Source organism: Phocaeicola acetigenes, from assembly GCF_027529745.1.
GTDB lineage: Bacteria > Bacteroidota > Bacteroidia > Bacteroidales > Bacteroidaceae > Phocaeicola > Phocaeicola acetigenes.
Window position 1 is genome coordinate 420263 of the sequence record NZ_JAPZVM010000001.1, and the last position, 23813, is coordinate 444075.

The 23813-nt window shown below is 38.4% G+C and carries 21 protein-coding genes; 16 read left to right on the forward strand and 5 right to left on the reverse strand.

Translation table 11 applies throughout. The features are described 5' to 3' along the window. Positions 1 to 20 precede the first annotated feature (20 nt). Entirely contained in the window at positions 21 to 1283 is a 1263-nt protein-coding gene (locus O6P32_RS01850; protein ID WP_178266660.1) for an MFS transporter, read from the reverse strand. Positions 1284 to 1737: 454 nt separating this feature from the next. Here O6P32_RS01850 and O6P32_RS01855 point away from each other — a divergent pair, with 454 nt between their 5' ends. The 4 genes from O6P32_RS01855 (at position 1738) to O6P32_RS01870 (ending at position 7397) form a co-directional block, all read left to right on the forward strand. After that, positions 1738 to 3150 carry an undecaprenyl-phosphate glucose phosphotransferase gene (locus tag O6P32_RS01855; RefSeq protein WP_269876473.1) on the forward strand — a complete coding sequence of 471 codons (1413 nt, stop codon included), beginning with the start codon at positions 1738 to 1740 and terminating at the stop codon, positions 3148 to 3150. 214 nt (positions 3151 to 3364) lie between these two features. Further along, positions 3365 to 3811, forward strand: coding sequence for a BT0820 family HAD-type phosphatase (locus O6P32_RS01860; RefSeq protein ID WP_269876474.1), 447 nt, complete (start codon positions 3365 to 3367; stop codon positions 3809 to 3811). Positions 3812 to 4003: 192 nt separating this feature from the next. Next, positions 4004 to 4801, forward strand: coding sequence for a polysaccharide biosynthesis/export family protein (locus tag O6P32_RS01865; protein WP_269876475.1), 798 nt, complete (start codon positions 4004 to 4006; stop codon positions 4799 to 4801). Between the two features lie 154 nt (positions 4802 to 4955). Beyond that, entirely contained in the window at positions 4956 to 7397 is a 2442-nt protein-coding gene (locus tag O6P32_RS01870) for a GumC family protein (RefSeq protein WP_269876476.1), read from the forward strand. Between the two features lie 223 nt (positions 7398 to 7620). Here the strand turns inward: O6P32_RS01870 and O6P32_RS01875 are convergent, their stop codons facing one another. The 3 genes from O6P32_RS01875 to O6P32_RS01885 form a co-directional block, all read right to left on the reverse strand. After that, positions 7621 to 8052: an N-acetylmuramoyl-L-alanine amidase gene (locus O6P32_RS01875; RefSeq protein ID WP_269876478.1), complete on the reverse strand. Its 432-nt coding sequence runs from the start codon at positions 8050 to 8052 to the stop codon at positions 7621 to 7623. Positions 8053 to 8256: 204 nt separating this feature from the next. Then, positions 8257 to 8364 (reverse strand): smalltalk protein, encoded by a 108-nt coding sequence (locus O6P32_RS01880; protein WP_269876479.1) that lies wholly within the window; start codon positions 8362 to 8364, stop codon positions 8257 to 8259. A gap of 88 nt (positions 8365 to 8452) precedes the next feature. Next, entirely contained in the window at positions 8453 to 8935 is a 483-nt protein-coding gene (locus O6P32_RS01885) for an HU family DNA-binding protein (protein ID WP_269876480.1), read from the reverse strand. A 392-nt stretch (positions 8936 to 9327) separates the two neighbouring features. Here O6P32_RS01885 and O6P32_RS01890 point away from each other — a divergent pair, with 392 nt between their 5' ends. Beyond that, complete coding sequence (locus tag O6P32_RS01890; RefSeq protein ID WP_269876481.1) at positions 9328 to 9579, forward strand: DUF4248 domain-containing protein; 252 nt, start codon at positions 9328 to 9330, stop codon at positions 9577 to 9579. A 348-nt stretch (positions 9580 to 9927) separates the two neighbouring features. On the opposite strand, the gene O6P32_RS01895 is transcribed toward O6P32_RS01890, so the two are convergent. Then, a complete protein-coding gene (locus tag O6P32_RS01895; RefSeq protein ID WP_269876482.1) occupies positions 9928 to 12048 on the reverse strand; it encodes a BT4734/BF3469 family protein in 2121 nt (706 codons plus the stop codon). Positions 12049 to 12278: 230 nt separating this feature from the next. Between O6P32_RS01895 and O6P32_RS01900 the strand changes: the two genes are divergently transcribed. The 11 genes from O6P32_RS01900 (at position 12279) to O6P32_RS01950 (ending at position 23808) form a co-directional block, all read left to right on the forward strand. Beyond that, entirely contained in the window at positions 12279 to 12473 is a 195-nt protein-coding gene (locus O6P32_RS01900) for a hypothetical protein (protein ID WP_269876484.1), read from the forward strand. A 272-nt stretch (positions 12474 to 12745) separates the two neighbouring features. Next, entirely contained in the window at positions 12746 to 13438 is a 693-nt protein-coding gene (locus tag O6P32_RS01905) for an acyltransferase (RefSeq protein ID WP_269876485.1), read from the forward strand. Between the two features lie 12 nt (positions 13439 to 13450). Next, positions 13451 to 14662, forward strand: a complete 1212-nt coding sequence (locus O6P32_RS01910) for a polysaccharide pyruvyl transferase family protein (RefSeq protein ID WP_269876486.1) — start codon at positions 13451 to 13453, stop codon at positions 14660 to 14662. Between the two features lie 85 nt (positions 14663 to 14747). Continuing rightward, a complete protein-coding gene (locus O6P32_RS01915; protein ID WP_269876487.1) occupies positions 14748 to 15869 on the forward strand; it encodes a Coenzyme F420 hydrogenase/dehydrogenase, beta subunit C-terminal domain in 1122 nt (373 codons plus the stop codon). Further along, complete coding sequence (locus O6P32_RS01920) at positions 15862 to 17355, forward strand: lipopolysaccharide biosynthesis protein (RefSeq protein ID WP_269876488.1); 1494 nt, start codon at positions 15862 to 15864, stop codon at positions 17353 to 17355. Before O6P32_RS01915 ends, O6P32_RS01920 begins: the two co-directional genes overlap by 8 nt. Before the next feature lie 9 nt (positions 17356 to 17364). After that, the gene (locus O6P32_RS01925; protein ID WP_269876489.1) at positions 17365 to 18420 is read left to right on the forward strand and encodes an acyltransferase family protein; all 1056 of its coding nucleotides are present in this window, start codon (positions 17365 to 17367) and stop codon (positions 18418 to 18420) included. A 38-nt stretch (positions 18421 to 18458) separates the two neighbouring features. Continuing rightward, entirely contained in the window at positions 18459 to 19706 is a 1248-nt protein-coding gene (locus O6P32_RS01930) for an O-antigen ligase family protein (RefSeq protein WP_269876490.1), read from the forward strand. Continuing rightward, positions 19660 to 20592: a glycosyltransferase family 2 protein gene (locus O6P32_RS01935; RefSeq protein ID WP_269876491.1), complete on the forward strand. Its 933-nt coding sequence runs from the start codon at positions 19660 to 19662 to the stop codon at positions 20590 to 20592. The genes O6P32_RS01930 and O6P32_RS01935 overlap by 47 nt, the downstream gene beginning before the upstream one ends. Next, a complete protein-coding gene (locus O6P32_RS01940) occupies positions 20589 to 21695 on the forward strand; it encodes a glycosyltransferase family 4 protein (RefSeq protein ID WP_269876492.1) in 1107 nt (368 codons plus the stop codon). Before O6P32_RS01935 ends, O6P32_RS01940 begins: the two co-directional genes overlap by 4 nt. A 59-nt stretch (positions 21696 to 21754) precedes the next feature. Next, entirely contained in the window at positions 21755 to 22663 is a 909-nt protein-coding gene (locus tag O6P32_RS01945) for a nitroreductase family protein (protein ID WP_269876493.1), read from the forward strand. Beyond that, on the forward strand, positions 22660 to 23808 hold the full coding sequence (locus O6P32_RS01950; RefSeq protein WP_269876495.1) for a polysaccharide pyruvyl transferase family protein: 1149 nt from the start codon (positions 22660 to 22662) through the stop codon (positions 23806 to 23808). Before O6P32_RS01945 ends, O6P32_RS01950 begins: the two co-directional genes overlap by 4 nt. Positions 23809 to 23813: the final 5 nt, after the last annotated feature.

Here is a 23813-nt window from a genome sequence, read left to right on the forward strand (position 1 = left end):
TATATTAATTAATAACGTTGTCAAACTGTCCGTTCGTGTTTATAACGGAAAACCAAAGCAAACACAACCGCTACCACCAGTGCGTACGCAGCAAAAATAAACCACGCATTGCTCCACCCTTCAACCTGAGGAGCCGTACTACTAAAGTCTACAAACTGGTTTACTATCCACTGAGCAGCCAGTGTACCCACAGTAGCACCCACTCCATTAGTCATAATGATAAACAATCCCTGCGCACTGGAGCGAATTGAAATATCAGTTTCCTTATCCACAAACAACGAACCGGATACATTAAAGAAGTCGAATGCCACTCCATATACCAGCATGGAAAGAATAAACATCCACACTCCGCTTCCCGGATTTCCCAAGCCAAACAAACCAAAACGCAACACCCAAGCCACCATCGCAATCAGCATCACCTTTTTAATACCAAAACGGCTCAAGAAAAACGGGATCAGCAAGATACAACACGTTTCACTGATTTGCGAGAGTGAAATGAGCAGATTGGCATGCTGTACTCCAAACGTATCAGCATATTCAGGAATAGAACTGAAACTTGTAATAAAAGGATTGGCAAACCCATTGGTAATCTGCAACGATACTCCCAATAACATGGAGAACACAAAGAATATCGCCATCTTTTTCTGTTTAAACAGCAGAAAGGCATTGAGTCCCAGTGCTTCCACAATTGTTTTTTTCTGAGAATGAGTCTTATTTACCGGACAGTGTGGCAATGTGTGTGCATACACCGCCAAAATCACTCCCCATACGGCACACGTATAAAACTGCATATAATTATTCTGGAAACCCATGAGATCGACCAGCCACATCGAACAGATAAAGCCGATGGTACCACATGTACGGATAGGCGGAAAAGCCTTGATTGTATCCAGCCCTTTCTTTTCCAAAGCAGTATACGCCACCGAATTCGACAACGCCAGCGTAGGCATATAAAACGCTACACTCATCGAATAAAAAGCAAACAAAACAGGGAAAGAAACCATATCACCCGCCGTCATTCCATAATAACCGGCTCCAGCCATAAACAAGGCGGCCAGTAAATGACTCAACCCCAGTAACTGCTGTGCCGGCATCCAGCGGTCTGCAATAATTCCGAGAATGGCAGGCATAAACAGAGAAACAATTCCTTGCATTGCATAAAACAAACCAATATGGCTTCCCAAGCCTATATTGGCAAGATAAGTTCCCATTGAAGTCAGATAAGCTCCCCACACTGCAAACTGCAGGAAGTTCATAATGATCAGGCGGATTTTTATATTCATAGCATTTTAAGTAAAATTTATTAGAAACAAAGGTAAAAAATAAAATTGAAAACCATCTTGGAGCTCCAGATTTTTTTATTCCAAGATATCACACATAGCTCCGGATACTTTTTGTCTATCCGTAAACCCGCCACCCTAATTTGTCATATTAATGAAATATGTTCATCTATATACAGATATAAAAAAAGGGAATCTTCCCAGACTCCCAATCTTCATTAACCTTAAATCTAATACCATGAAAAACACGATGCAAAGATAGCTATTTTATGTTATGCAACATAACAAACAGCAAAAAAAACGCTTTTAATTAACATGTATTAACCAATAAGAAAAAGTTCATTATTAAAAACAACAAAAGAATTACTTGTGATTTTCAACAACAAAGCCTATCTTTGCAACGTTGAGTTAGTAAATAACCAAAAAATTTATTTTTTAAAGAGACAAACAAAACATCATGGCAAATTATCATCATACAACCCGCTACAGCGGGCTGATTAAAACCTGTGTAATTTTTGGAGATTTATGCATTTGTGGAGGATTATTTATCCTTTTTTACCATTGGGCAATGAGCCAAGGAAATAAGGTTTTAAATGCATCTCTGCTCCAAGTTGATATTACATTAGTTTTATGTTATTTCATTTGTGCTCTGAAAGGAGGAGTCGTTTTACATCTTCGTAAAGTCTTCACCTATCAGATTGTGACCCGTGTATTCCGCACTATCATCTACTTCGTATTTTTGTCAGGCATTCTACTCAGCATCGGCAAATATATGAATGTTTTTTCCTGGTTTTTCGGCGGATACATACTGACTCTATTTATCTGTATAGCTACTCATCGCCTGATCTTCCGATCTATCATCAAGTTAATTCGCCTGAAAGGCAGAAATTTAAACCACGTTGTATTGGTAGGTAGTACAGAAAACAACCGGGAGCTGTTTCACGAGCTTACCGATGACCCTTCTACAGGCCATCGCGTATACGGTTATTTCGATTTTGAACCCAATCCTGAATTTTCTAAAGAGTGTCCTTATTTAGGAACTCCCGACCAAGTTTGTTCTTATCTGCAACAGCACCCCGAAATTCATTACCTGTACTGCTGTCTGCCATCCAGATACGGCCATATCATTCTCCCTATTATCAATTATTGCGAGAATAACCTGGTCCACTTCTACAGTGTCCCCAACTTGCACAACTATCTGCAGAACCGGGTATACTTTAACCTCATTGGCAATGTACCCTACCTCAGTTTACGTCCGGACCCATTGAGCCGCATTGAGAATAAAGCAATGAAAAGAGCATTCGACATCGTATTTTCTCTGCTCTTCCTTTGCACCTTATTCCCTATTATATTAATAATTGTGACCATCATCACAAAAATTACCATGCCTGGTCCTATTTTCTTCCGCCAAAAACGAAACGGACTCAACGACAAGGAGTTCTATTGCTACAAGTTCCGTTCCATGAAGGTCAACAAGGAAGCAGATACACTGCAGGCTACCAAAGACGATCCGCGTAAAACCAAGTGGGGTAATATCATGCGTAAGACCAATATCGATGAACTTCCACAATTCATCAACGTACTGTTGGGGGATATGAGTATCGTAGGTCCCCGCCCGCATATGCTTAAGCACACCGAAGAATACTCCAAACTTATCAACAAATACATGGTACGCCATTTCGTCAAACCAGGTATTACAGGTTGGAGTCAGGTAACCGGATTCCGCGGCGAGACCAAAGAGTTGAAAGACATGGAAGGCCGTGTACACGGTGACATCTGGTATATTGAGCATTGGAGCTTCGGTCTCGACCTCTACATCATTTACCGTACCGTGGCCAATGCTATTCACGGCGAAAAAAACGCATATTAAGACACAGCTTTGTATTATTCTTATTTATAAGGCGTTCCCGAAAACTCAAATCTTTCGGGAACGCCTTATTTTTTCTTAAAAGCCTTTGCCGTACGGGGAATAAGATTTATTTTTGCAAAAAATATATTTCTATTATTTACCTTTCAACAAATAAAAATGTGACAGGTAACCGCGAAGCGTACCCGGACCTGTAGTAAATCCTTATTTTTTTTTTATGATTATAGCTATTGATTTCGACGGAACACTTGTCGAACACAAGTATCCCGAAATAGGTAAGGAAATACCTTTTGCCTTCGAAACTCTGCGCCGTTTGCAGCAGGACAAACATCGCTTGATTCTTTGGACTGTGCGCGAAGGACGCCTACTCGACGAAGCCATTACTTTCTGCCGTGAACGAGGTATTGAATTTTATGCCATCAACCGAGACTATCCGGAAGAAGAAAAAGGAGCCAACCGTCACTACTCACGCAAACTTAAAGCCGACTTATTTATCGACGACCGTAATCTCGGAGGATTGCCCGACTGGGGAACTATCTACGAAATGGTTACCCAAAAACTTTCCTACGAAGACCTCATGCGCAAGTACGAAGAAGAAAGCTACCACGATACCCCCAAGAAAAAGGGGTTCTTTGCGGCTTTGTTTGGAAGAAAGAAAGTTTAAGTTCGTAAGTTTTTAAGTTTATAAGTTGGTTGATTATGTGTTTTTGAGTTTATAAGCTTTTTAGTTGGTTAATCTCAAAACAGTAATAAACCCAAAACTTATACACGCAAACTTAAAAACTAAAAAACTTACAAATTTATACTGCCTTGTCAACTAACTCAAAAACTAAAAATCTAAAGAACTTAAAAAAATATGAAGCTAAAACATTTTATCGTAATCACTACAGCAGGCATCCTGTTTACCGGATGTACTTCTTACAAAAAAGTACCCTACATGCAGGATCCCGAAACTGTAAACGCCTACGGAAAAGAGATTCCTCTCTACGATGCCAAGATCATGCCAAAGGATTTGCTTAGCATCACGGTCAATACCACAGACCCACAAGCTGCAGCTCCTTTCAATCTTACAGTACAAACCCCACTCAACGCAGCTATTGCAAACATCAATACCACTACCCAGCCCTCTCTGCAACAATACCTGGTCAATAATCAGGGAGAAATCGACTTTCCTGTATTGGGCAGACTCAAGGTAGGCGGTATGACAAAAAATGAAGCCGAAGCCCTGATTCGGGAAGGTCTTAAACCGTATCTGAAAGAAACTCCCATTGTCACCGTAAGAATGGCAAACTACAAGATTTCCGTATTGGGTGAAGTCACTCGGCCGGGTACCTTTACCGTTTCCAACGAAAAGGTCAATGTACTCGAAGCCCTTGCCATGGCAGGCGACATGACCGTATACGGTGTACGCGACAATGTAAAACTCATCCGCGAAGACGCACAGGGTAAACGTGAAATCGTCATGCTCGACCTTACCAAATCCGACCTTGTGCTCTCCCCCCATTTCTATTTGCAGCAGAATGACATCCTCTATGTCACTCCGAATAAAACCAAGGCTAAGAACTCCGACATCGGTAACACCACCAGCGTCGTTATCTCAGCCACTTCTATCCTGGTATCCATTGCCAGCCTGATTGCTACGCTTGTAAAATAAAAAGTAAGTTTTTAAGTTCTTAAGTTTTTTAGTTGGTTAATCTCAAAACAGTAATAAACCAAAAACTTATACACGCAAATAAAAAAACTCAAAAACTTAAATCTCAAACTTAAAAACTTAAAAACTCAAAAACTTAAAAACTCATATCAATCTTATGAACGAAAACAACCAATTCGATACACCGGAACAAAAAGAAGACGACTTCAATCTCTATCGTCTGATTTTCAAATACCTCATCTACTGGCCCTGGTTTGTAGCCAGTGTCATAATCTGCTTAGGCGCAGCCTTTGTATACATGCGCTTCCAGACACCAATATACAATGTCACAGCCGCTGTACTGGTAAAAGAAGACGATCCACGCACGCATGCCATGAAAGCGGCTAATGGAGCCATCGAAGCTTTACAGGGAATGGGAGGACTCTCCATGACCAACAATTTCGACAATGAAGTAGAAATTCTTAAGTCGCGCACCCTCATCCGTAAAGTCGTAACCCATTTGGGACTGTACATTTCTACTGTAGAAGACCGTACCTTCGGCTATAACACCCCCCTGTACAAGAATGCTCCTGTACAAGTCTATCTTACACCGGAAGAAGCCGAAAAACTGGAAGGAGGAGCCAGACTGAAAATGATTTATACTCCGGAAGGAAAATTGAGTGTACAGGCGAAATACATGCTCAATGAAGAAGAAATGAAGGAAGAAAAAACGTTCGATGCACTTCCGGCCGTATTGCCCACCCCTGTAGGTGTCTTCAGTTTTACTCCTAACGACAGTATCTTGGCTTTAATGAAAGCAAAAGACAAGCCGATGGAAGACATCCGGCTCATTACCTACGTCGCCTCTCCTACTGCCGTAGCAAAAAGCTATGGAGAAGGTCTTAGCGTAGAACCCACATCCAAGACTACCACCATCGCACAAATTGCTTTAAAAAACAGCAACAAGCAACGCGCGGTCGATTTCATCAACACCCTTGTAGCTTTCTACAACCAAGATGCCAACGACGAGAAAAACGAAGTGGCACAAAAAACAGCTGATTTTATCGAAGACCGTATCTCCATCATCAATCGCGAATTGGGTACTACCGAAAGCCAGCTGGCTGACTTCAAACAGAAATCCGGACTCACCGATCTGGCAAGCGATGCCAAATTAGCCTTGGAAGAAAACTCTAAATACGAACAGCTCCGCATCGAAAACCAGACACAGATCCGTCTGGTGGAATTCCTGCGCGACTATATCAACAATCCTGCCAATGCCGATGAAGTCATTCCATCCAATGTAGGTTTGAAAGACCAAAATCTGAGCAGCGTCATCGATCAGTACAATACCATGATTATCGAACGCAAACGCCTGCTCCGCACCTCTTCAGAAAGTAACCCCGCCGTAGTAAACATGAAGACTGGCATCGAAGCCATGCGCCACAGCGTACAGACGACCGTAGCCAGTGTACTCGAAGGACTGCGCATCACCAAGGGTAATCTCGACCGCCAGGCAAGCAAGTTCGAAGGCCGTATCAGCAATGCCCCCAAGCAGGAAAAGGAATTCCTCACCATCTCCCGCCAGCAGGAAATCAAGGCACAGCTCTACATCATGCTGCTGCAGAAGCGTGAGGAAAATGCCATCACTCTGGCAGCCACTGCTACCAACGGACGAATCATCGAACAGGCATTACCCGATAAATATCCGGTAGCTCCCAAGAAGAAAATCATCGCACTGGCAGCCCTTATTTTAGGCTTGGGTATTCCCGTCGGTTTTATCTATCTTATCGATTTACTAAAATACAAGATTGAAAACGGAGAAGATGTACAGAAACTCACTGCCGTACCTCTTATCGCCGAACTTCCACGCTGCAAGAAACCTGCACAGGGTGCCATCGTAGTGCGTGAAAACCACAACGACATCATGGAAGAAACCTTCCGTGGACTCCGTACCAACCTTCTCTTTATGCTGGAAAAAGACGAGAAAGTCATCCTCGTATCCTCTACCCAGCCCGGCGAAGGAAAGTCTTTCGTAGCCGGAAATTTAGCAGTCAGTCTGGCCTTGCTCGGAAAGAAGACACTGATTGTAGGTATGGACATCCGTAAGCCCGGTCTGAACCGTGTATTCAACATCTCACATCGTGAACATGGTATTACCAACTACCTGAGCGATCCGGAACATACCGATATCTTCTCTCTGGTACAGCCTTCGGACATCCATTCCAATCTGGACATTCTGCCCGGAGGAGCCGTACCACCTAACCCCACCGAACTGGTGGCACGCCCGGTACTCGACCATGCCATTGCCCTGCTTAAAGAGCGTTACGACTATGTCATTCTCGATACTGCTCCTATCGGTATCGTGACCGATACAGCCATCGTCAGCCGTGTGGCAGATTTCTGTCTCTATGTTTGCCGTGCAGAAGTCACTCCGAAGGTAGCATACCAGTACATCAACGAACTGAAAGCCGAAAAGAAGTTTGCCAAACTGGCCACCGTCATCAACGACATCGACATGACCAAGCGCAAGAACAGCTACGGTTACGGCTATGGCAAGAAGTACGGCTACGGGTATGGATACGGCTATGGTTACGGATTCCAAAACAACAAAAAAGGATAAACATAAAAATGTCATTCTGAACGTAGTGAAGAAATCTCGTTTTTGTAAGATTCTTCACCGCGTTTAGAATGACAAAAAGAACGGAGAGCGAAGAAAATATTATTAAGGAGTGAAATAAAAAAAGAAGAGCCGACAGGCTAACCGACACTTAACTTATGTATTGATTAATCAATTTCTGCTGGGAAGCCGCAGGCTCTTCACTCTTCAATCTTCGTTCTACATTTTATAACTCCGCATATTCCTTCCTTGCATCAAAGCAGGGACAGGCTTTACGGATATAAGGACTCAGTTGGGTATGCCCCACAATCCGCGCTTGCGGATAATCCGCTTTCAACTGGCGGAGCAGATCCAGCAAGGCACATTTCTGGGCCAAGGTACGAGTGTCGGCAGGACGGTTTTTCCGGCTTAGTCCCCCTTCGTAACACACCCCGATGCTATGGTCATTCCATCCGGCAGCATGTGCACCGATCTGATGCAAAGGCCGGCACGGATGAATCACTGCGTCACGGGTAATGTAAAAGTGATAGCCGATATCGGCAAATCCCCGTTTTCGATGGCAGCGCCGAAGTGCTTCTACCGGAAAATCCCGGTCTTCACGCGTCGCACTGCAATGGATCACGATAGTATCTATTTTTCGGAAGTTCTGGAAGTACATGGGTTGTAAGTTTGTAAGTTTTTGAGTTTTTTAGTTAGGTTACAAGATATCAGGTGACAAGTTGACAAGGCACTTGTTAGTATAAGTTTGTAAGTTTTTTAGTTTGCCAGTTTGTTGATGTCCTCATACGCAAACTCATAAACTCAAGAACTAAGAAACTCATAACACCTTGTTCCCTTGTCAACTGGTCAACTCGTCAACTTTCTACACAAACGAGCTAAATCCCAATGCTCCGGCAATGGCTGTAGCTACGGTAATGATGACTTTGAGGACAATGCCCCACACATTTTTAGGTTTTGAAGAATTTTCCATATAAAAATAATTTTAATAAATATAATTCTAATTTAGTTTTAGGTTAGGTCCGGGCCGCCTGCGTGAGCAACCGGTCCGGAGTTTTAACTTACCCAAGCGGCTCCTCTGCTGCTTTTTCCGGAGTGATGTCTACGGTGGTTTCACCGGCCTTCTGGGCTTTCAAAACCTTACGTACCGCATCACGCGTAGGTACCGGATTGAACTCCATACCCGCGAAGATATTTCTCAGATCCTCGCCCGGCACAAACTGAATGTTCACTCCTGTAATCAAGTCGGAAGTAAAGTCTTTGAGTGTATCGGCTCCCTCACTGCTCAGTTGCAGACGAAGTTTACCCAATTCGCCCAAATCCACTTGATTACCCTCACGGAGCACCTCGAAAGTGTTGTCAACCAGGGCTGTGAGTACGGCCATCACATCGGCACGGTTTACGGTAGTCTGCGAAGCAATCCGCTTCGACATGGTTTTCAAGCTCACGTTACTGCCAATCTGAGCTTTTGCATACGCTTTTTTCGCAGCTTCCGAATCTCCCGGATTGGAAGAGCGCATTGAAATACTGTAATTTAAAGCCATAAGTTTAAGTTTTTAAGGTTATAAATTAGGTTACAAGGTTTCAGGTAACAAGTTGACAAGGCGCTTGTTTAAGTTTTTGAGTTTGTAAGTTTTTTAGTTGGTTGGTGTTATCAAACTCATCAGCTCAAGAACTAAAAAACTCATCTTAAGTTTGTTGGTATTCTCAAACTAAAGAATTAAAAAACTCATAACAACTTGTCAACTGATTTAATCTGAAACAAAGATACATCCGGTTATCACACTGAATATGAACAGATTAAAAGCACAAAGAAAGAAGATGAAAGATTGTGAAAAATAGTGAACAAAGCAGTTTATAGTCTCCCTTTTTTTTAGTATATTTAGATATATCTATAATATATCTGTTATCTGAATAAAACAAAAAAAAGAATACTATGAACCAATTCACCCTTGCAGAGCAAAAAGAAGAAAAAGAATGGACTGTACGCCCTTATTACAAACGGGAACTGGCCGAAGCTTATGCCCCCAACCTTAGTCCGGTTTCGGCACTCAACCGACTGGCAGCATGGATAAAATTGAACAAAACACTTTGTGAAGAACTTGCACAGACCGGATACCGTCCCCGACAACAGATATTCACCTCTCTGCAAGTGGAAATCATCTTCCGATATTTGGGAAAACCGTGACATAAGGCTTTATGAGTTTATGAGTTTTTGAGTTTATAAGTTGGTTATGACTCACAAACCAACACACGCAAACTTATAAACTAAAGAACTTAAAAACTTATACAAACAAACACCTCATCAACTCGTCACTTAATACCTAGCTACCTAAAAATTAACAATGGAGAGTTGATAATTGACAATTTTCCATTATCCATTGTCAATTAAAAACGCCTTGTCAACTCAAATAAAACGATTCTCGAATCGAACCCCAACGATCCTCGAATCATCAGCCAACGATCCTCGAATCGTCAGCCAATGATACGTGAAACAAAAATGACACAGAAACAGTCAGTTTTTCATAGCCAGCTGTCAGTCGAAGAGATCCTTCTCTTCATCATCGGGCAAGGGTGCCGTATAGCGCGCCATCGCCTTGCGGTTACGGCGGATTTCCTCTTCGGAAAGTACCACCGCCCGATAGCCCCTCTTGTTGCCTATACGCACCGGCTGGAAACCTGCCTTCCGCATAATGATACCCACTTTTGTAGGACTAAGCGGATTCTTCAGCCCTCCACCGATACGTGCCAGCACATCGGCTACCGTCACGAAATCACATTCCTCTCCCGGCAGCGGGCAGCGGAAACAAGTAAATATAAGGTCGTTTTCCAAATCGGGAGTCTTGAACTCCACGTTCCGGCGATTCACCGTTTCGATTTCCTGCTCGGTAAACCAAAAACGGTATCCACCCTTCCACAAGGCATAAGCCTGTGCATAGATACCTTCATAATCCACCGGATGAAGAAACGGATTGTCAATTTCCGCCACCTCGAACGGAAGCCAGCGGCGTTCTCCTGTCGGGTCGTTGAGAAACTGCATCTTGTTCGTCGTACCACAAAAACTGGAAATATGCGTGCGAAACTCTTTGAAATGCCCGTAAGCCTGCCGCTCGCTGATGTGCGGCATGGTCGACATTGCCTTCAGACGACTCAGTTCCGAGGGTTTCATCTCGTCTATCTCCTCGAGACAAACCAACGCAAACTCCGAAAGTCCGAAGAGATCATCTTTCGTCACGCGATTATAGTTGGACTTGATATGAAAATACCGTTGCAGATTTTCAGGCAACAGGCGGCTGAGCCACGTGGTCTTGTAGCACCCCTGCGGTCCTACCAGCACCAGAATCACATGATTGATGGTTGCAGCATCGAGCAGCGATGCTACCGCTGCTACAAGCCATTTCTTGAAATATTCGGCAAACACCTCCTGCTCTCCCCTGCATACATGCACCGTGTCGGTAAGGAGACGGATATGGTCGGTCGTACCATCCCATTCCGGAAGCGCAGAGAAATACTCCTCAAAAGGATTATACGGACGGACATACTCCGACTGGAGTACATTGCGGAGATCGTTGAGATTCACCGTCATTCCCTCGTTACACATCCGTCGCCAAAGCGAGTTGACGTAGCGGTCGGTCAGTTCCACATACTCCGTGCCCTCCTCTGCATTTCGCGGAAGACACTCGCAATAACCGGTAATGGTATTGTGGCGAAACGAAGCCTGCCCGTCGAGGAAGCACTCTATCTCCCTTACGCTGGCATATTTGGGACGCATGCTCTTTCCGTTCTCCCTGTCCGGATTCAGCTGCTTCTTGCCAAACTTGGATTCGTCGGCATAACAGGAACGGAAAATGGCCTCTATATCCCCGTCGTAGGCAGCAAACTTCACCTTTGCCCACTCTACAGACTCTTCGATAGGGATACCATACTCGTTGAACAGATACCCCATACGCATCACATACTCGTTATGATGTCCGGGTACAAACTCAATACCCTCCTTGTGCAGCCTTCGGCCTGCCAGGGTAACGGCACGCTCCAAACGGTAGTTACGCTTCTTCGCCCCCTCCTGTACCTTCTCTGTCTCGAAGGCTGTCACTTCGGGATGAAAGTACACCTCACTGTCGTGTGCCAGTCCGCTCAAACGGGTTGCATTCTTGCAGGCAAGATCGCATTCGCATCCGGTGAGACCGGTATAGTAACGGCAAACCGACAGAAACGTATTCCGATAAACGGAAACAGCCTCACTACTTTCTCCGAAACCTTCGGGCAGATTGAGACGATAAAGAATACGAAGGCCTTGTCCGCTCACAGTAGTATAACAAAGATGCGTATGAGCATCGGAAACCACTTTTTCCCGTACCTCCGCAAGCCGGTCCGCGGGAATATGGTCGATGTCTACCATCCCCAGTCCGGTCCATCCACAAATATGCGCCAACTGTTTTCCACCCCGGAAACGGACAGCCACCGCAAAGCAGGGACACGATGCCTTCTCGCGGGAAGCTGCCTTCGTATTGCCTTGAGAGAGGTAATAACGGTGTTTCTCGGTACGGTCGCGTACGGAGCTGTCTTCACGGATAATACGGACGATTTCGGACAAGGTGGTTTCGACAGGACACGTGTCGGCATAGCCTCTGAAGAGGCTCAATGTAATTTGATTCATAGTCTTACAGATTAAAGTTATCAGTACGAAGGTAGACTTAAATTTCAGAAAGAGCAAACCGCAAATTACCCTGCATAAAGGGTAAGGGAACGGTACTATTTAATAATTATTAACCATTAAACAATGACTAAAACAAAAAACCAGCTCTACTATGTAGAGACAGGAAAGTACCTCGAGCAGGTACGCAAGACCACACCCGTCGACGGCAAGTTACTTACTATCGGAGACGTATGCAGAATCGCCAAAATGAGTGCCCGCACATATTTGCGGATAAAAAGGGGCTAAAGCCCGAATATCAGCGATACTGCGATGTCTTCCGCATCTTTCTGAACAGTGTGAAAGACAATCCCGATGAGTTCACCAATATATTGATTCACAAATATATGAGCGAAGAGAAAGACTATCATCTCCGCCAGGGACAGTAAGAAGCTCTGTACACCTTGTACACCTTTGTCAGGCGTTTGCAACCATTTTCACGTGTATTGCGGAATTGCGGAAAAAGAGCTGTTCCGCACATTCCGCAACCCTATCGGATAAGTTTGCAAACAGGGTGACAGGGTGGCAAGGTGTACAGGAAGAAACAAAAAACAATAATATATTATCAATAAGATAACCTTATAAGTAACATTTAAGAGAAAAAGAAGTTTCTTTTAATGTGGATGATAATGATATTGAATATGAATAAAACTAAAACATAATGGCACAAACAATCTTACTTATCGCAATTCTGTTTTTATATGCAAAATGGATATTCATTCTTTTGCTTTATCCACTACAAGTTTTTTGGGGACAATACCTTAAACACAGAAAGTGGCAATACAAACTGTTAGCCATACCTTATTATGCAATAGAAAAATATTTCCGATTTGGAGCAGGAAGATTCGTATTATACAACATCTCTATAATACCATCTAATCACTTAAGAAAATTCTTATATCAAGGATTAGGTGCTACTATAGCTAAACACGTAGTATTTCATTTCCGTACTGAAATTCGTTTTCCCCATAAATTAACCGTAGGAAAAGGAACTATTATTGGTGACAATGCCTTATTGGATGCAAGAAATTATCTAATTATAGGTGAGAATGTAAATTTATCATCAAATGTATCTATCTATACAGAGCAACATGACCATAGAGACCCTTTTTTTGGGTGCTGTAAAGGAAGAAAAATGAGTGTTGAAATAGATAATCGCGCATGGATTGGTTCCAATGTTATTATATTGCCAGGCGTTCATATTGGAGAGGGAGCCGTTTGCTGCGCAGGTTGTGTGGTAACAAAAGACGTTGAACCATTTAGTGTAGTTGCCGGTATTCCTGCTCACAAAGTAGGTGAAAGGCCACATAATCTTCAATATAACTTTAATGGCAAATCATGTAGACTATATTAATTTTTATACCAAATGAATATTATATTATCAAACAGTACAACCATTAGTGGTAACCGTGGATGTGTAGCATTAAGTATTTCTACAATGTACCTATTAGATGAAATCCTTTCTAAACAAGGAATATCATATACTTTTTATTTGCCTCAAAGCGGTCAAATCGTATCAGGAGAATATTCAATAAAAATAGGACATAAAATAATCAAATACATAGCTTGTGGGACTCCCTTATCCCATAATATGAAACAATTCATTAAAAACGTTCTTAGATATAAAGAATATATATCAAACTATCAAATTTTTAAAAATGCAGATTATATCCTAGATATTGGACAAGGAGACAGTTTCTCTGATATATATGGTAAAACAAGATTTGATTGGATTTTCTCTCAATATGAATTAAGTCAGAAATTCAATATACCACTTTGTATCTTACCACAAACAATTGGTCCTTTCCAAAATGATGAAATTAAAACACGTGCAACTAGAGGAATACAAAAGGCAAAATCAGTTATGGCCCGTGATAAACAAAGTTACAATTATGTTAAAGAATTATTACCACATAAAGAAATTACAGAATATATTGATGTAGCCTTCTTTATGCCATATCATAAAAAACAATTTGATTCCCAATTCATTCATGTAGGACTGAATGTTTCTGCACTACTTTGGAACGGAGGATATACCCGAAACAATCAATTTGGCTTAACCGTTGATTACCAACAATTAATATGCAAAATCATTGAGTATTTCCTTACATTACCAAATGTAAAATTACACCTTATACCCCATGTTGTATTGGGAGAAAAAAATATCGAAAACGATTATGAAGTATCGTTCGAAATATACGAAAAGTACAGTCATCCTAACCTGATTCTTTCCGAATTCTTTTTAGGACCTATAGAAGCCAAAAATTACATTGCCGGTATGGATTTCTTTATGGGAGCAAGAATGCATTCTACTATTGCAGCCTTTTCTACCGGAGTCCCTGTAGTCCCCATGGCTTATAGTAGAAAATTCAACGGATTATTCGCTGATACATTAAGTTATTCTCATCTGGCAGACATGAAGAAAGATAATAATTCCGCAATTCTCCAACTGATTCAGGAATCTTTCTCCAACAGAGAAGCACTAAAAACAGAAATAGAACATCAACAACACACAACCATTCAGGAAAATAAAAAGAAAATACAGAAAGCATTGAGTAAATTCTTAAACTTAGAATGAAGTTATGACTAAAATATCAACTATCATAAAAAATGACTTATGCTTGGGTTGTGGTCTTTGCAGCGCAATTGATTCTAACTGCACAATGAAACTTAATACAAAAGGCTTTTACAGACCACACTTCCAGCGCGTAAATTCTGAATCGGAAAAAATTATCACAGCACTATGCCCCGGAATTCACGTACATGCAACCAAAACGAAAAAGAACACTTCGGTTTGGGGAAATATTGAAACAGTATCTAATGCTTGGGCTACAAATAAACACATTCGCCAGTCTTCTTCTTCGGGCGGAGTTACTTCTGCATTAGCCATCTACCTATTAGAGTCTCACCAAATAGATGCAGTTCTGCACGTAGGTACAGAACAAGGCAGTTTCTTATATAATAAATTACATATCAGCAAAACCAAAGATGAAATATTAAGTAGGAACGCTTCCCGTTATGCCCCGGCACTGATATTTGACCGCATCTTTGACATTTTAGATGCAAACACAGATACGTATGCCTTTATAGGAAAGCCCTGTGATATAGCAGGAATCAAAAATCTTCTGGCTTGTTATCCCAAATATCAGAACAGAATTAAATTTTTCCTGGCAATATTCTGCGCAGGGATGCCCAGTTACAACGCAACCATGAAAGCCATTCAAACCTTTGATAATCCTACAGTTCCTCTTTCTTTGCAATATAGAGGAAACGGATGGCCCGGCTATTTCACTGTAAAATTTGAAAACGGAAACACCTCACAGATGACCTATAATGATAGTTGGGGAAAAATCTTGGGAAGAGATCTTGGTTTCAGATGTAAAATATGCCCCGATGGTATCGGACTTCTAGCAGACATTGCTTCGGGAGATGCATGGAATACCAAGGACGGATATCCAGACTTTACAGAATCTGATGGAAAAAACTTCTGTTTTATACGCACACAAAACGGTAAAAAACTATTTGATGCAGCTGTAAAAGCCGGATATATAACCGAAGAAGTACTCAACGTAGACTGTGTACGTGATATGCAGAACTACCAATATACTCGCAGACATTATGTTGGATGGAGAATTGTTATCGTGCAACTTTTATCTGGAGGAATTTTATCTTTCAAAAATCTTGGTTATGGAAAAATGGCTCTAAAAGCCAACTACAAAAAGGGAATTAAAGAAGCATTAGGAACTGTCAAACGATACTATAAAACAAGAAAAAGAAATGGGTAGTGCTAAAAAAATAGCCAGCGGGGTAATATGGAGCCTGATTGTAAATCTGGTAAATGCCGTATATGGTTTTATCTCAGTCCCAATCTTAATCAACCATTTCGGGAAATCAGAATACGGAATCATCGGATTAGCTATGTCCATCAATGTATATATGCAATTGATGGATATGGGGTTCAACTCCACCAATGTCCGTTTCTTCTCCTCATGGTTGGCAAAAAAAGATTATATAAAAACAAATAAGCTTTTTCAAACCAGCCTGGGATTTTACGGGATTGTAGGGTTTCTAAATGCCTTAGTACTGGTAGGTATCTCATTTTTCTCCTCCGAGATATTCAACTTAACCCCAGACCAAGATAGTATTTTAAAAACATTGTTCTATATATTGGCAGCCAGTGCCTTTGTAAGCTGGTCTTCTTCTTGTTTCGACCAATTGATAAAAGCAACAGAAAATGTGGCATGGATTCAGCGAAGAACCATCATTCCCAAACTTCTGCAAATCCTTATTCTATTTATTACAGTATATGGAAATCTGAGTATCAGCGTTTATTTCTTTCTGACTACCTTCGCTTTATTCAGTATTATACCAATGTCCGTTTCTAAAATAAAAAAAGAAACGCCCTTTATCAACTTTATTCCTAAGATAGACATAGTAACACTAAAGGAAATTCTCCCCTACTGCCTGAATATCTTTTCATTCAGCATCTTCCAATTTTCTTTCTACAACTTACGGCCTGTCTTTTTGGGAATGCAGGGAACAATGGAATCCGTTGCAGACTATCGTGTATTAAATGGGATTATAGGAGTTGTCAGCATGTTTGGCAGTGTATTTCTAAACGCCTTATTACCTTCCGCTGCGAAAGCTATTTCTCAAAATAATAAAGAGGCATACTATAAGGTAGCTTATGACGGGACTAAGTATATATCCATTGTACTTAGCTTCTGTGCTTTTGGCATGATGACTGTAGGAACAGAAGTCATTACAATGTATGTTGGAAATTCTTATTTGTATCTTATTCCTTGGTTTAATTTATGGCTTATCTGTACATTAGGTGTGCACAACCAAGCTATCTCCAGTCTGATACTTGCCGGCTCGGATATTCGGGCTCTTACATACAATACCTGTTTGGCATCCCTTATTGGACTAGTAACAGCTTGGTTTCTGATACCATATTATCAAATAGGTGGAGTAGTTGTCGCTTTCATGATATATCTGCTTGTACAGTATATTTTCTATTATTTTTACTATTGGCCTCAAAAAATGCAAATAAACTCCAAGAGAGTATTTATCAGATCTTTCCTTCCGCCTGTAATATACAGTACACTTATTTACCTAATCATAAATGAATTTATTCCAGCCCCATCAGATAAGATTCTTATCACTTTTCTAACTAAAGGTATCATATTTAGTGTGCTTTTCTTCATAGCGTGCTATTGCAGTATAAGCAAAGAAGAAAGAAAAAAAATTCTAGCATTAATAAAGAAATAAAAGTATTTTATGAGAGATGATAAAATAACAATAGCCAAAGCTATTGGTATCATATTAATGGTCGTAGTACATGCAGGACTTCCGCAAATGGAAGCCAACTTTATAATTATGTTCCACATGCCATTATTTTTCATTGTCAGCGGATATTGTTTTAAGGAAAAGTATTTATCGAACAACACTGATTTTATAAAGAGGAAAATCAAAGGTTTATACATTCCTTATATTAAATATGCCCTTTTATTTTTACTCCTGCATAACTTGTTTTTCCATCTCAATATTTACAACGACAGCTATGGATTCAAAGGAGAGGTATCACACTTGTATTCAATCAAAGAATATATATCGAAAGCTTTCCAAATAGTCACCGCAATGAGAGAACATGAGCAATTATTAGGAGGATATTGGTTTATTAAACAATTATTTTTAGGCTCAATACTCTCTTTCTTTATCATTAAGAAATGGAAAAGCCATCTGCTTGCCATTCTGGCAGGAACAATTATTGCTTGTATCTTTGCAAATTATTTTAATCTTCGAATTCCATATTTTGGTATCAATTCATTGACCTTATTGAGTACGTTCTTCTTTATTTCAGGATATTATATACGTACTCATACAATATGTAAGAACAACAACTATATAAGCATACTGTATTTCATTATAGTATTAGCCATTTCTCTACTTATCCCTACTTCCATGTTGAGATTTGACTATATAAATATTATACCTTACTCTATTGCAGCCATAGCAGGTACGCTTTTAACACTGCACATAAGTGACAGGATAAACAAGTCTCAATATAAAGCATTAAAAAACTCCTTTATATATATTGGAAACAACACACTACCTATTCTAACTTGGCACTTCCTGTCATTTAAACTGGCAAGTATTTTAATCATCTCCATACAAAATAGACCAATACAGCAATTAGCTTATTTCCCTATTATAGAGGAGTTTAACAGCCAATGGGGGGGGGTAATAATATACTCTTTATCAGGGATTTGTATGCCATTAATGATTACAAAACTCATGAATAAGACAAAGCAACATTATATTAAAAACAAATAATATCACTCCTCATTGAGTGGTAATAAAATATTATTATAATGACTAAATCATTCTCATTTAGAACAATATTACTTTATGCCTTTCCTATTATCTCATGGCAAGCATTTATGTATGTAGGATTTAATATGACTATCCTTAAAGCTCTTTATTTTATCCTTTTACCAATAATGGGATTATATACATATAAAGAATTTAAGAACTGTAAGAATAGTTATATCAAGAAAAGATTTAAGCAATTGACATTAGTCATAGTATTTTCAATTGTAATGAGTTGGCTCATTTGGAATCAGCCCATATCATTAGGTTACAGAAGTACCGCTCCAATTTTATCCATCATTTTCATATTTCTACTTTACAAAAAAAAATATACTGAAAAAGAACTCCGAACATTTATTAATGTACAATTTTTTATCTACACAATATTATATTTATTCGCCTTATATAAAGCCCCTGAAATAGTATTCGGCTTCGATACAGAAAAAGAATTAAGTGATGCTAGAGGAATATTCAGAATAACAATAGCTAATCGAGGATTTTTATTCTTATCTTATTTTATGTTTCTTAATAACTGGACAAGCCAACATTCAAAGAAATATCTTTGTTTAGCTGGATTAGCTTTCACTCTTATTATTATGACCACAATACGACAAGTCATTTTTTGGTCTTTCATAATTAGTTTAATATACCTGTTCAGAAAATGGAAATATATTTGGATACTATCTGTACTTTTAATTATATCTGCCAATATATTCACTATTAATGTGAAGAATGATTCTATTATCGGTTCCCTAATAAATTTAACGGAAGAGCAAGTCAAAGATAATAAATCAGGAAATACTAATGTGCGTTTCTTAGAATACGAGTACTATTTTACTCAATATTCCGACAATCCTTTAACATGGATATTGGGCAATGGACAATATCATACTGATTCCTCAATGGGAAAAAACGAATTAAAACTAAATGATTCTTATGGATTCTTCCAATCAGACGTAGGTTATGCACGAATTTATGTCCAATGGGGAATAATAGGTTTACTATTGATAATTACCTTATTCTATTATCCTTTAAAATTCAAATTTCCCAGTAATCTTGTATTCTTAAAATTATATATTATATATCAAATATTTACCAATATAGCAGGCTCATGGATTTGGTCTGAAATTATAACAATATGCGTAACTTTCTATATGATAGATTGCTTCGCTTTATCAATCAATAAACACTCAACAACGAACAATGAAATTTTCAATTCTAATTCCCGCTTACAAAGCCAAGTATCTTAAAGAATGTATTGATAGCATCTTATCGCAAACATATCCCAAATTCGAGTTAATCATTGTCAACGATGCATCTCCTGAAGACTTGGATTCAATTGTCAACTCTTACTCAGACCATAGAATACGCTATTTTAAAAATGAAAAGAACTGTGGTGCCATCAATGTAGTAGACAATTGGAACAAATGTCTTAGTTATGCTTCTGGAGATTACGTAATATGTATGGGAGATGATGACAAGTTATCTACTGATGCATTAGAACAATATGTAACTATAATACAAAAATATCCAAATTTAAAAATATATCATGCAAGAACTATACTGATTGATCCTGAAAATAAACATGTAGGTATTACTCCTGATAGAGCGGAATACGAATCAATATATTCTTTTATGTTACATAGAATTGAAGGACGAATGCAATTTATAGGAGATTTTTGCTTTAAGACGGACTATTTACGAGAAATAAATGGTTTCTATAAACTACCATTAGCTTGGGGGTCTGATGATATAACAGCCTATTTAGCAGCAAAAGAGAAAGGTATAGCTAACATTAACACTCCTACTTTTTTCTATCGTACAAATCCATCAACAATCAGTCGCACAGGAAATACCAAAATCAAATTAGAAGCAATCAATATAGAATATAAATGGTATAAAAAGTTTATAGCGACTTTACAGCCTAACAATATAGTTGATTACGAAACTCTATGCTTGATAAAAAACAAAATAGAAAATTCTTTTATCAAGAAAAAAGCTCGAGCTATAAGATTAGATTTATTGCATAATAAAATAAGTATTATCAGATGGCTTTTTAATAAGAAAAAATATCACCTGAATTATTCCGTACTAGGTTTAGCAATATTAACAACTCTAAAATCAAACAAACAATGATAAATAGAAAAAAGACTATTGCATGGATCACAGCAGATTATTTTATTGATGTAGATTTTAGTATAGTACCCTATTTAAAGAAGCATTCAGAATACAAAATTGAATGGTATGTAATTAAACATCAAAGCAACAAGATAGCACTTCCACCCAACCTAGATGCTACAATATATACCATAACACATAGAGGAAAGGACATACGAATTATTCCTGAATATTATAATATATTAAAAAGAATTCTTGAGAACAAACCCTCGTTCATTTATTCAGACTATTTAGGAATGCCCTTCTACTATCCTATTCTTTTTTATATGAGTAAAAACATACCTGTCATTCATGCAGCCCACAATGTAATACCCTATAAAGGGTGGCCTAATAAAAGACTCATGACATGGTATGTAAATTATATATTCAAGAACAATCAATACTTCCAGATTTTTTCGAAGCATCTATTGAATTATTTCAATAAAAACTTCCCAGAAAAGAAAGTATTAGAATGTACCATGACATTAAAAAGTTATGGTAATACCCTTACAAACAACTATCATGTTGATAACAAAAAAATAAACTTGCTATTTTTCGGTAATGTGAAAGAAAATAAAAGACTTGATTTACTTATCAATGCACTAACAGAACTTCCGAATAACATACAAGAAAAATTTCACCTTACAATTGCAGGAAAGTGTGATAACATCGAAAAGTATCAGTTTCTAATTGGCACAAATAAAAATATCACTACTTTCTTTAAAAGAATTGACGACAATGAGATTCCTGAACTATTTTCCAAACATCAATATTTAATACTCCCTTATGAAGATGTAGCACAGAGTGGGCCACACATGATAGCCTACTACTACAATCTTCCTGTAATAGCATCTGATATTAAAGGGTTTAGTGAAAGAATAGAAGATACAGTTAACGGATTTTTATTTGCTGTAAATAATAAAGAATCTCTGAAAAAAGTTCTAACAAAAGTAAGTAACCAAGATGAAAAAGAGTATATCAGAATAAAAAACAACTTAGCACAATACACTCATGACAATTATTCATTAGAAGTTATCTCTCAAAAATACATTAATTACTTTAACTCTATCAAGTCATGCTAAAAAAATATCTGAAACAATCACGCATTGTCTTATTGATTAGAATTGTACATGAAAAACTTTTGGAAGCTATTGCATGTACAAAATATATAGCTGATGGCAATAAATTCAAGGATTCAGAAAAATTAAAAACCGATCTGATAATTCGTGCTCATGCCATTGAGAAAGGAATGTCAATAGGTAAAGTTAAGATTGGATTTGGTCAAGCAAAAGTTATAAACCTACTAAAAGACCTTCAAACCTACCTTCAAATAAGAGGAAGTAAAGAAACCGTCAATGACATTTGCTCTATTATAAAAAAATATATTAGCTTCAATAAAGAACTGGGAGCTGATATGCAGAAAATTGAACACCTTTTCTCAGACTTCTGTAGTAAAAATAAAGTTGAAACAAACGAGTCAGGAGGCATATACTATTTTAACTACGAAGATATTAAAGAGAATTCATCAAAGAATTTCGAAATATTTTCTCAAAGCAGATTCTCCATCAGAGACTTTTCCAATAAACCCATAGAAATAGATCTCATAAAAAAAGCTTTAAAATTATGTGAAAGAACACCTTCTGCATGTAATAGACAAAGCTGGAGCATTTATATTTTTCAAGATGAACAACAAAAAAAATTATTATTCAACCTGCAAAAAGGATGCAATGGCTTTTATCAAGATATGCAATATGCCATTCTTTTATGTGGAAACTTAAGTAGATATAATTTTCATGAATTAAACCAAGTATATGTAGATGGTGGAATATACGCAATGAACCTGATGTATGCATTACATTTTTATGGAGTAGCCAATATTCCACTTACTATGGGGCATAAACAAAAACAGCTAAAAACCATAAAAAATATGCTTAATATTCCTGACAATGAAATTCCTATAGTATTAATTGGCGCAGGGGCATACAAAGAGAATTATAAAGTTGCCGTATCAGAAAGAAATGACTATTCTTTATACACAAAGTTTATATGAAAATACTAATCATTACTTTTACTAAAGGTATTAACCCTGGAACTTTCATGCAAGCATTAGGAGTAAAAACAGCTTTCCAAAAAGCATTTCCTAACGCAACAATCCATTTTCTTGATTTTCCAGACTTTAAACAAAATAACGGTATACAAACTTCCACAAAAAGAAGCTTGTCCACCCTTTTCTTACAGAAACTATATGCAGCAATCAGATTAATAGCATATAATAAAGCTTATAAACAAACATTTACTCTTACCCCATTTCAAACGGACTTATTCAACTACCAGCCTGATATTGTAAACAAACTGAGTGAATACGATATTATTAGTGTAGGAAGTGATACTATTCTGGAAGAGGCATGTATTAATGATAAAATTGGTATCAACTGGTTGCCTTTCCCTAACTTAAAGGCTAAAAAGATATTTTTTGCAGCCAGTGCCTCACCTGCAAATTTTAGTTTAACGGCACAACAAAAAGAAATACTAACTTCGAGTATTTCTAATCTAAAATATATTGGAATCAGAGATAATCTGACTATCAATTATTTAACAAGTCAGTTGAATATCAATGCTGCAAGTATTAATAAGCAACCAGATCCAACATTCTATCTGGATGTAAATACTTTTACACTACCGAAACGATACGCTAAACGGCTTACCGGAAAGAAAATTGCTCTTTACAATTTTAACATCAACTTTCCTTACAGAAAAGAACTTGCACATTTATTGAAAAAAAAAGGTTATACCCTTGTATCTACATTTTATAATCCTTACGTTGATATTCAGGTTGCAACTGTCGACGCTTTGGGTTGGGCAGGTTTATTCAAACATTGCCATCTGATTGTAACAGAACGTTTTCATGACTCCGTATTCGGCCTTAGAAACTGTAAACCTGTAATAGCCATAGATTGGGATAAAAAACGATTTGCAAATAAAGGAGATTCTAAAACTTTCCGAATATTAGAGGACTATAGCCTAACAGACCTACATTTTAATCTAGGTCAATCACCCAACTTACAACCAATAGAAGAAGCTATTGATAAATTAGATACAATATTTGATGCTCAAAAAATTAATCAAATCAATCTCAAATATATTCAAAGAGCTGATACCTTATTGGAAAAGATAAAAGAAAGTATTCTAAAGTAAATTAT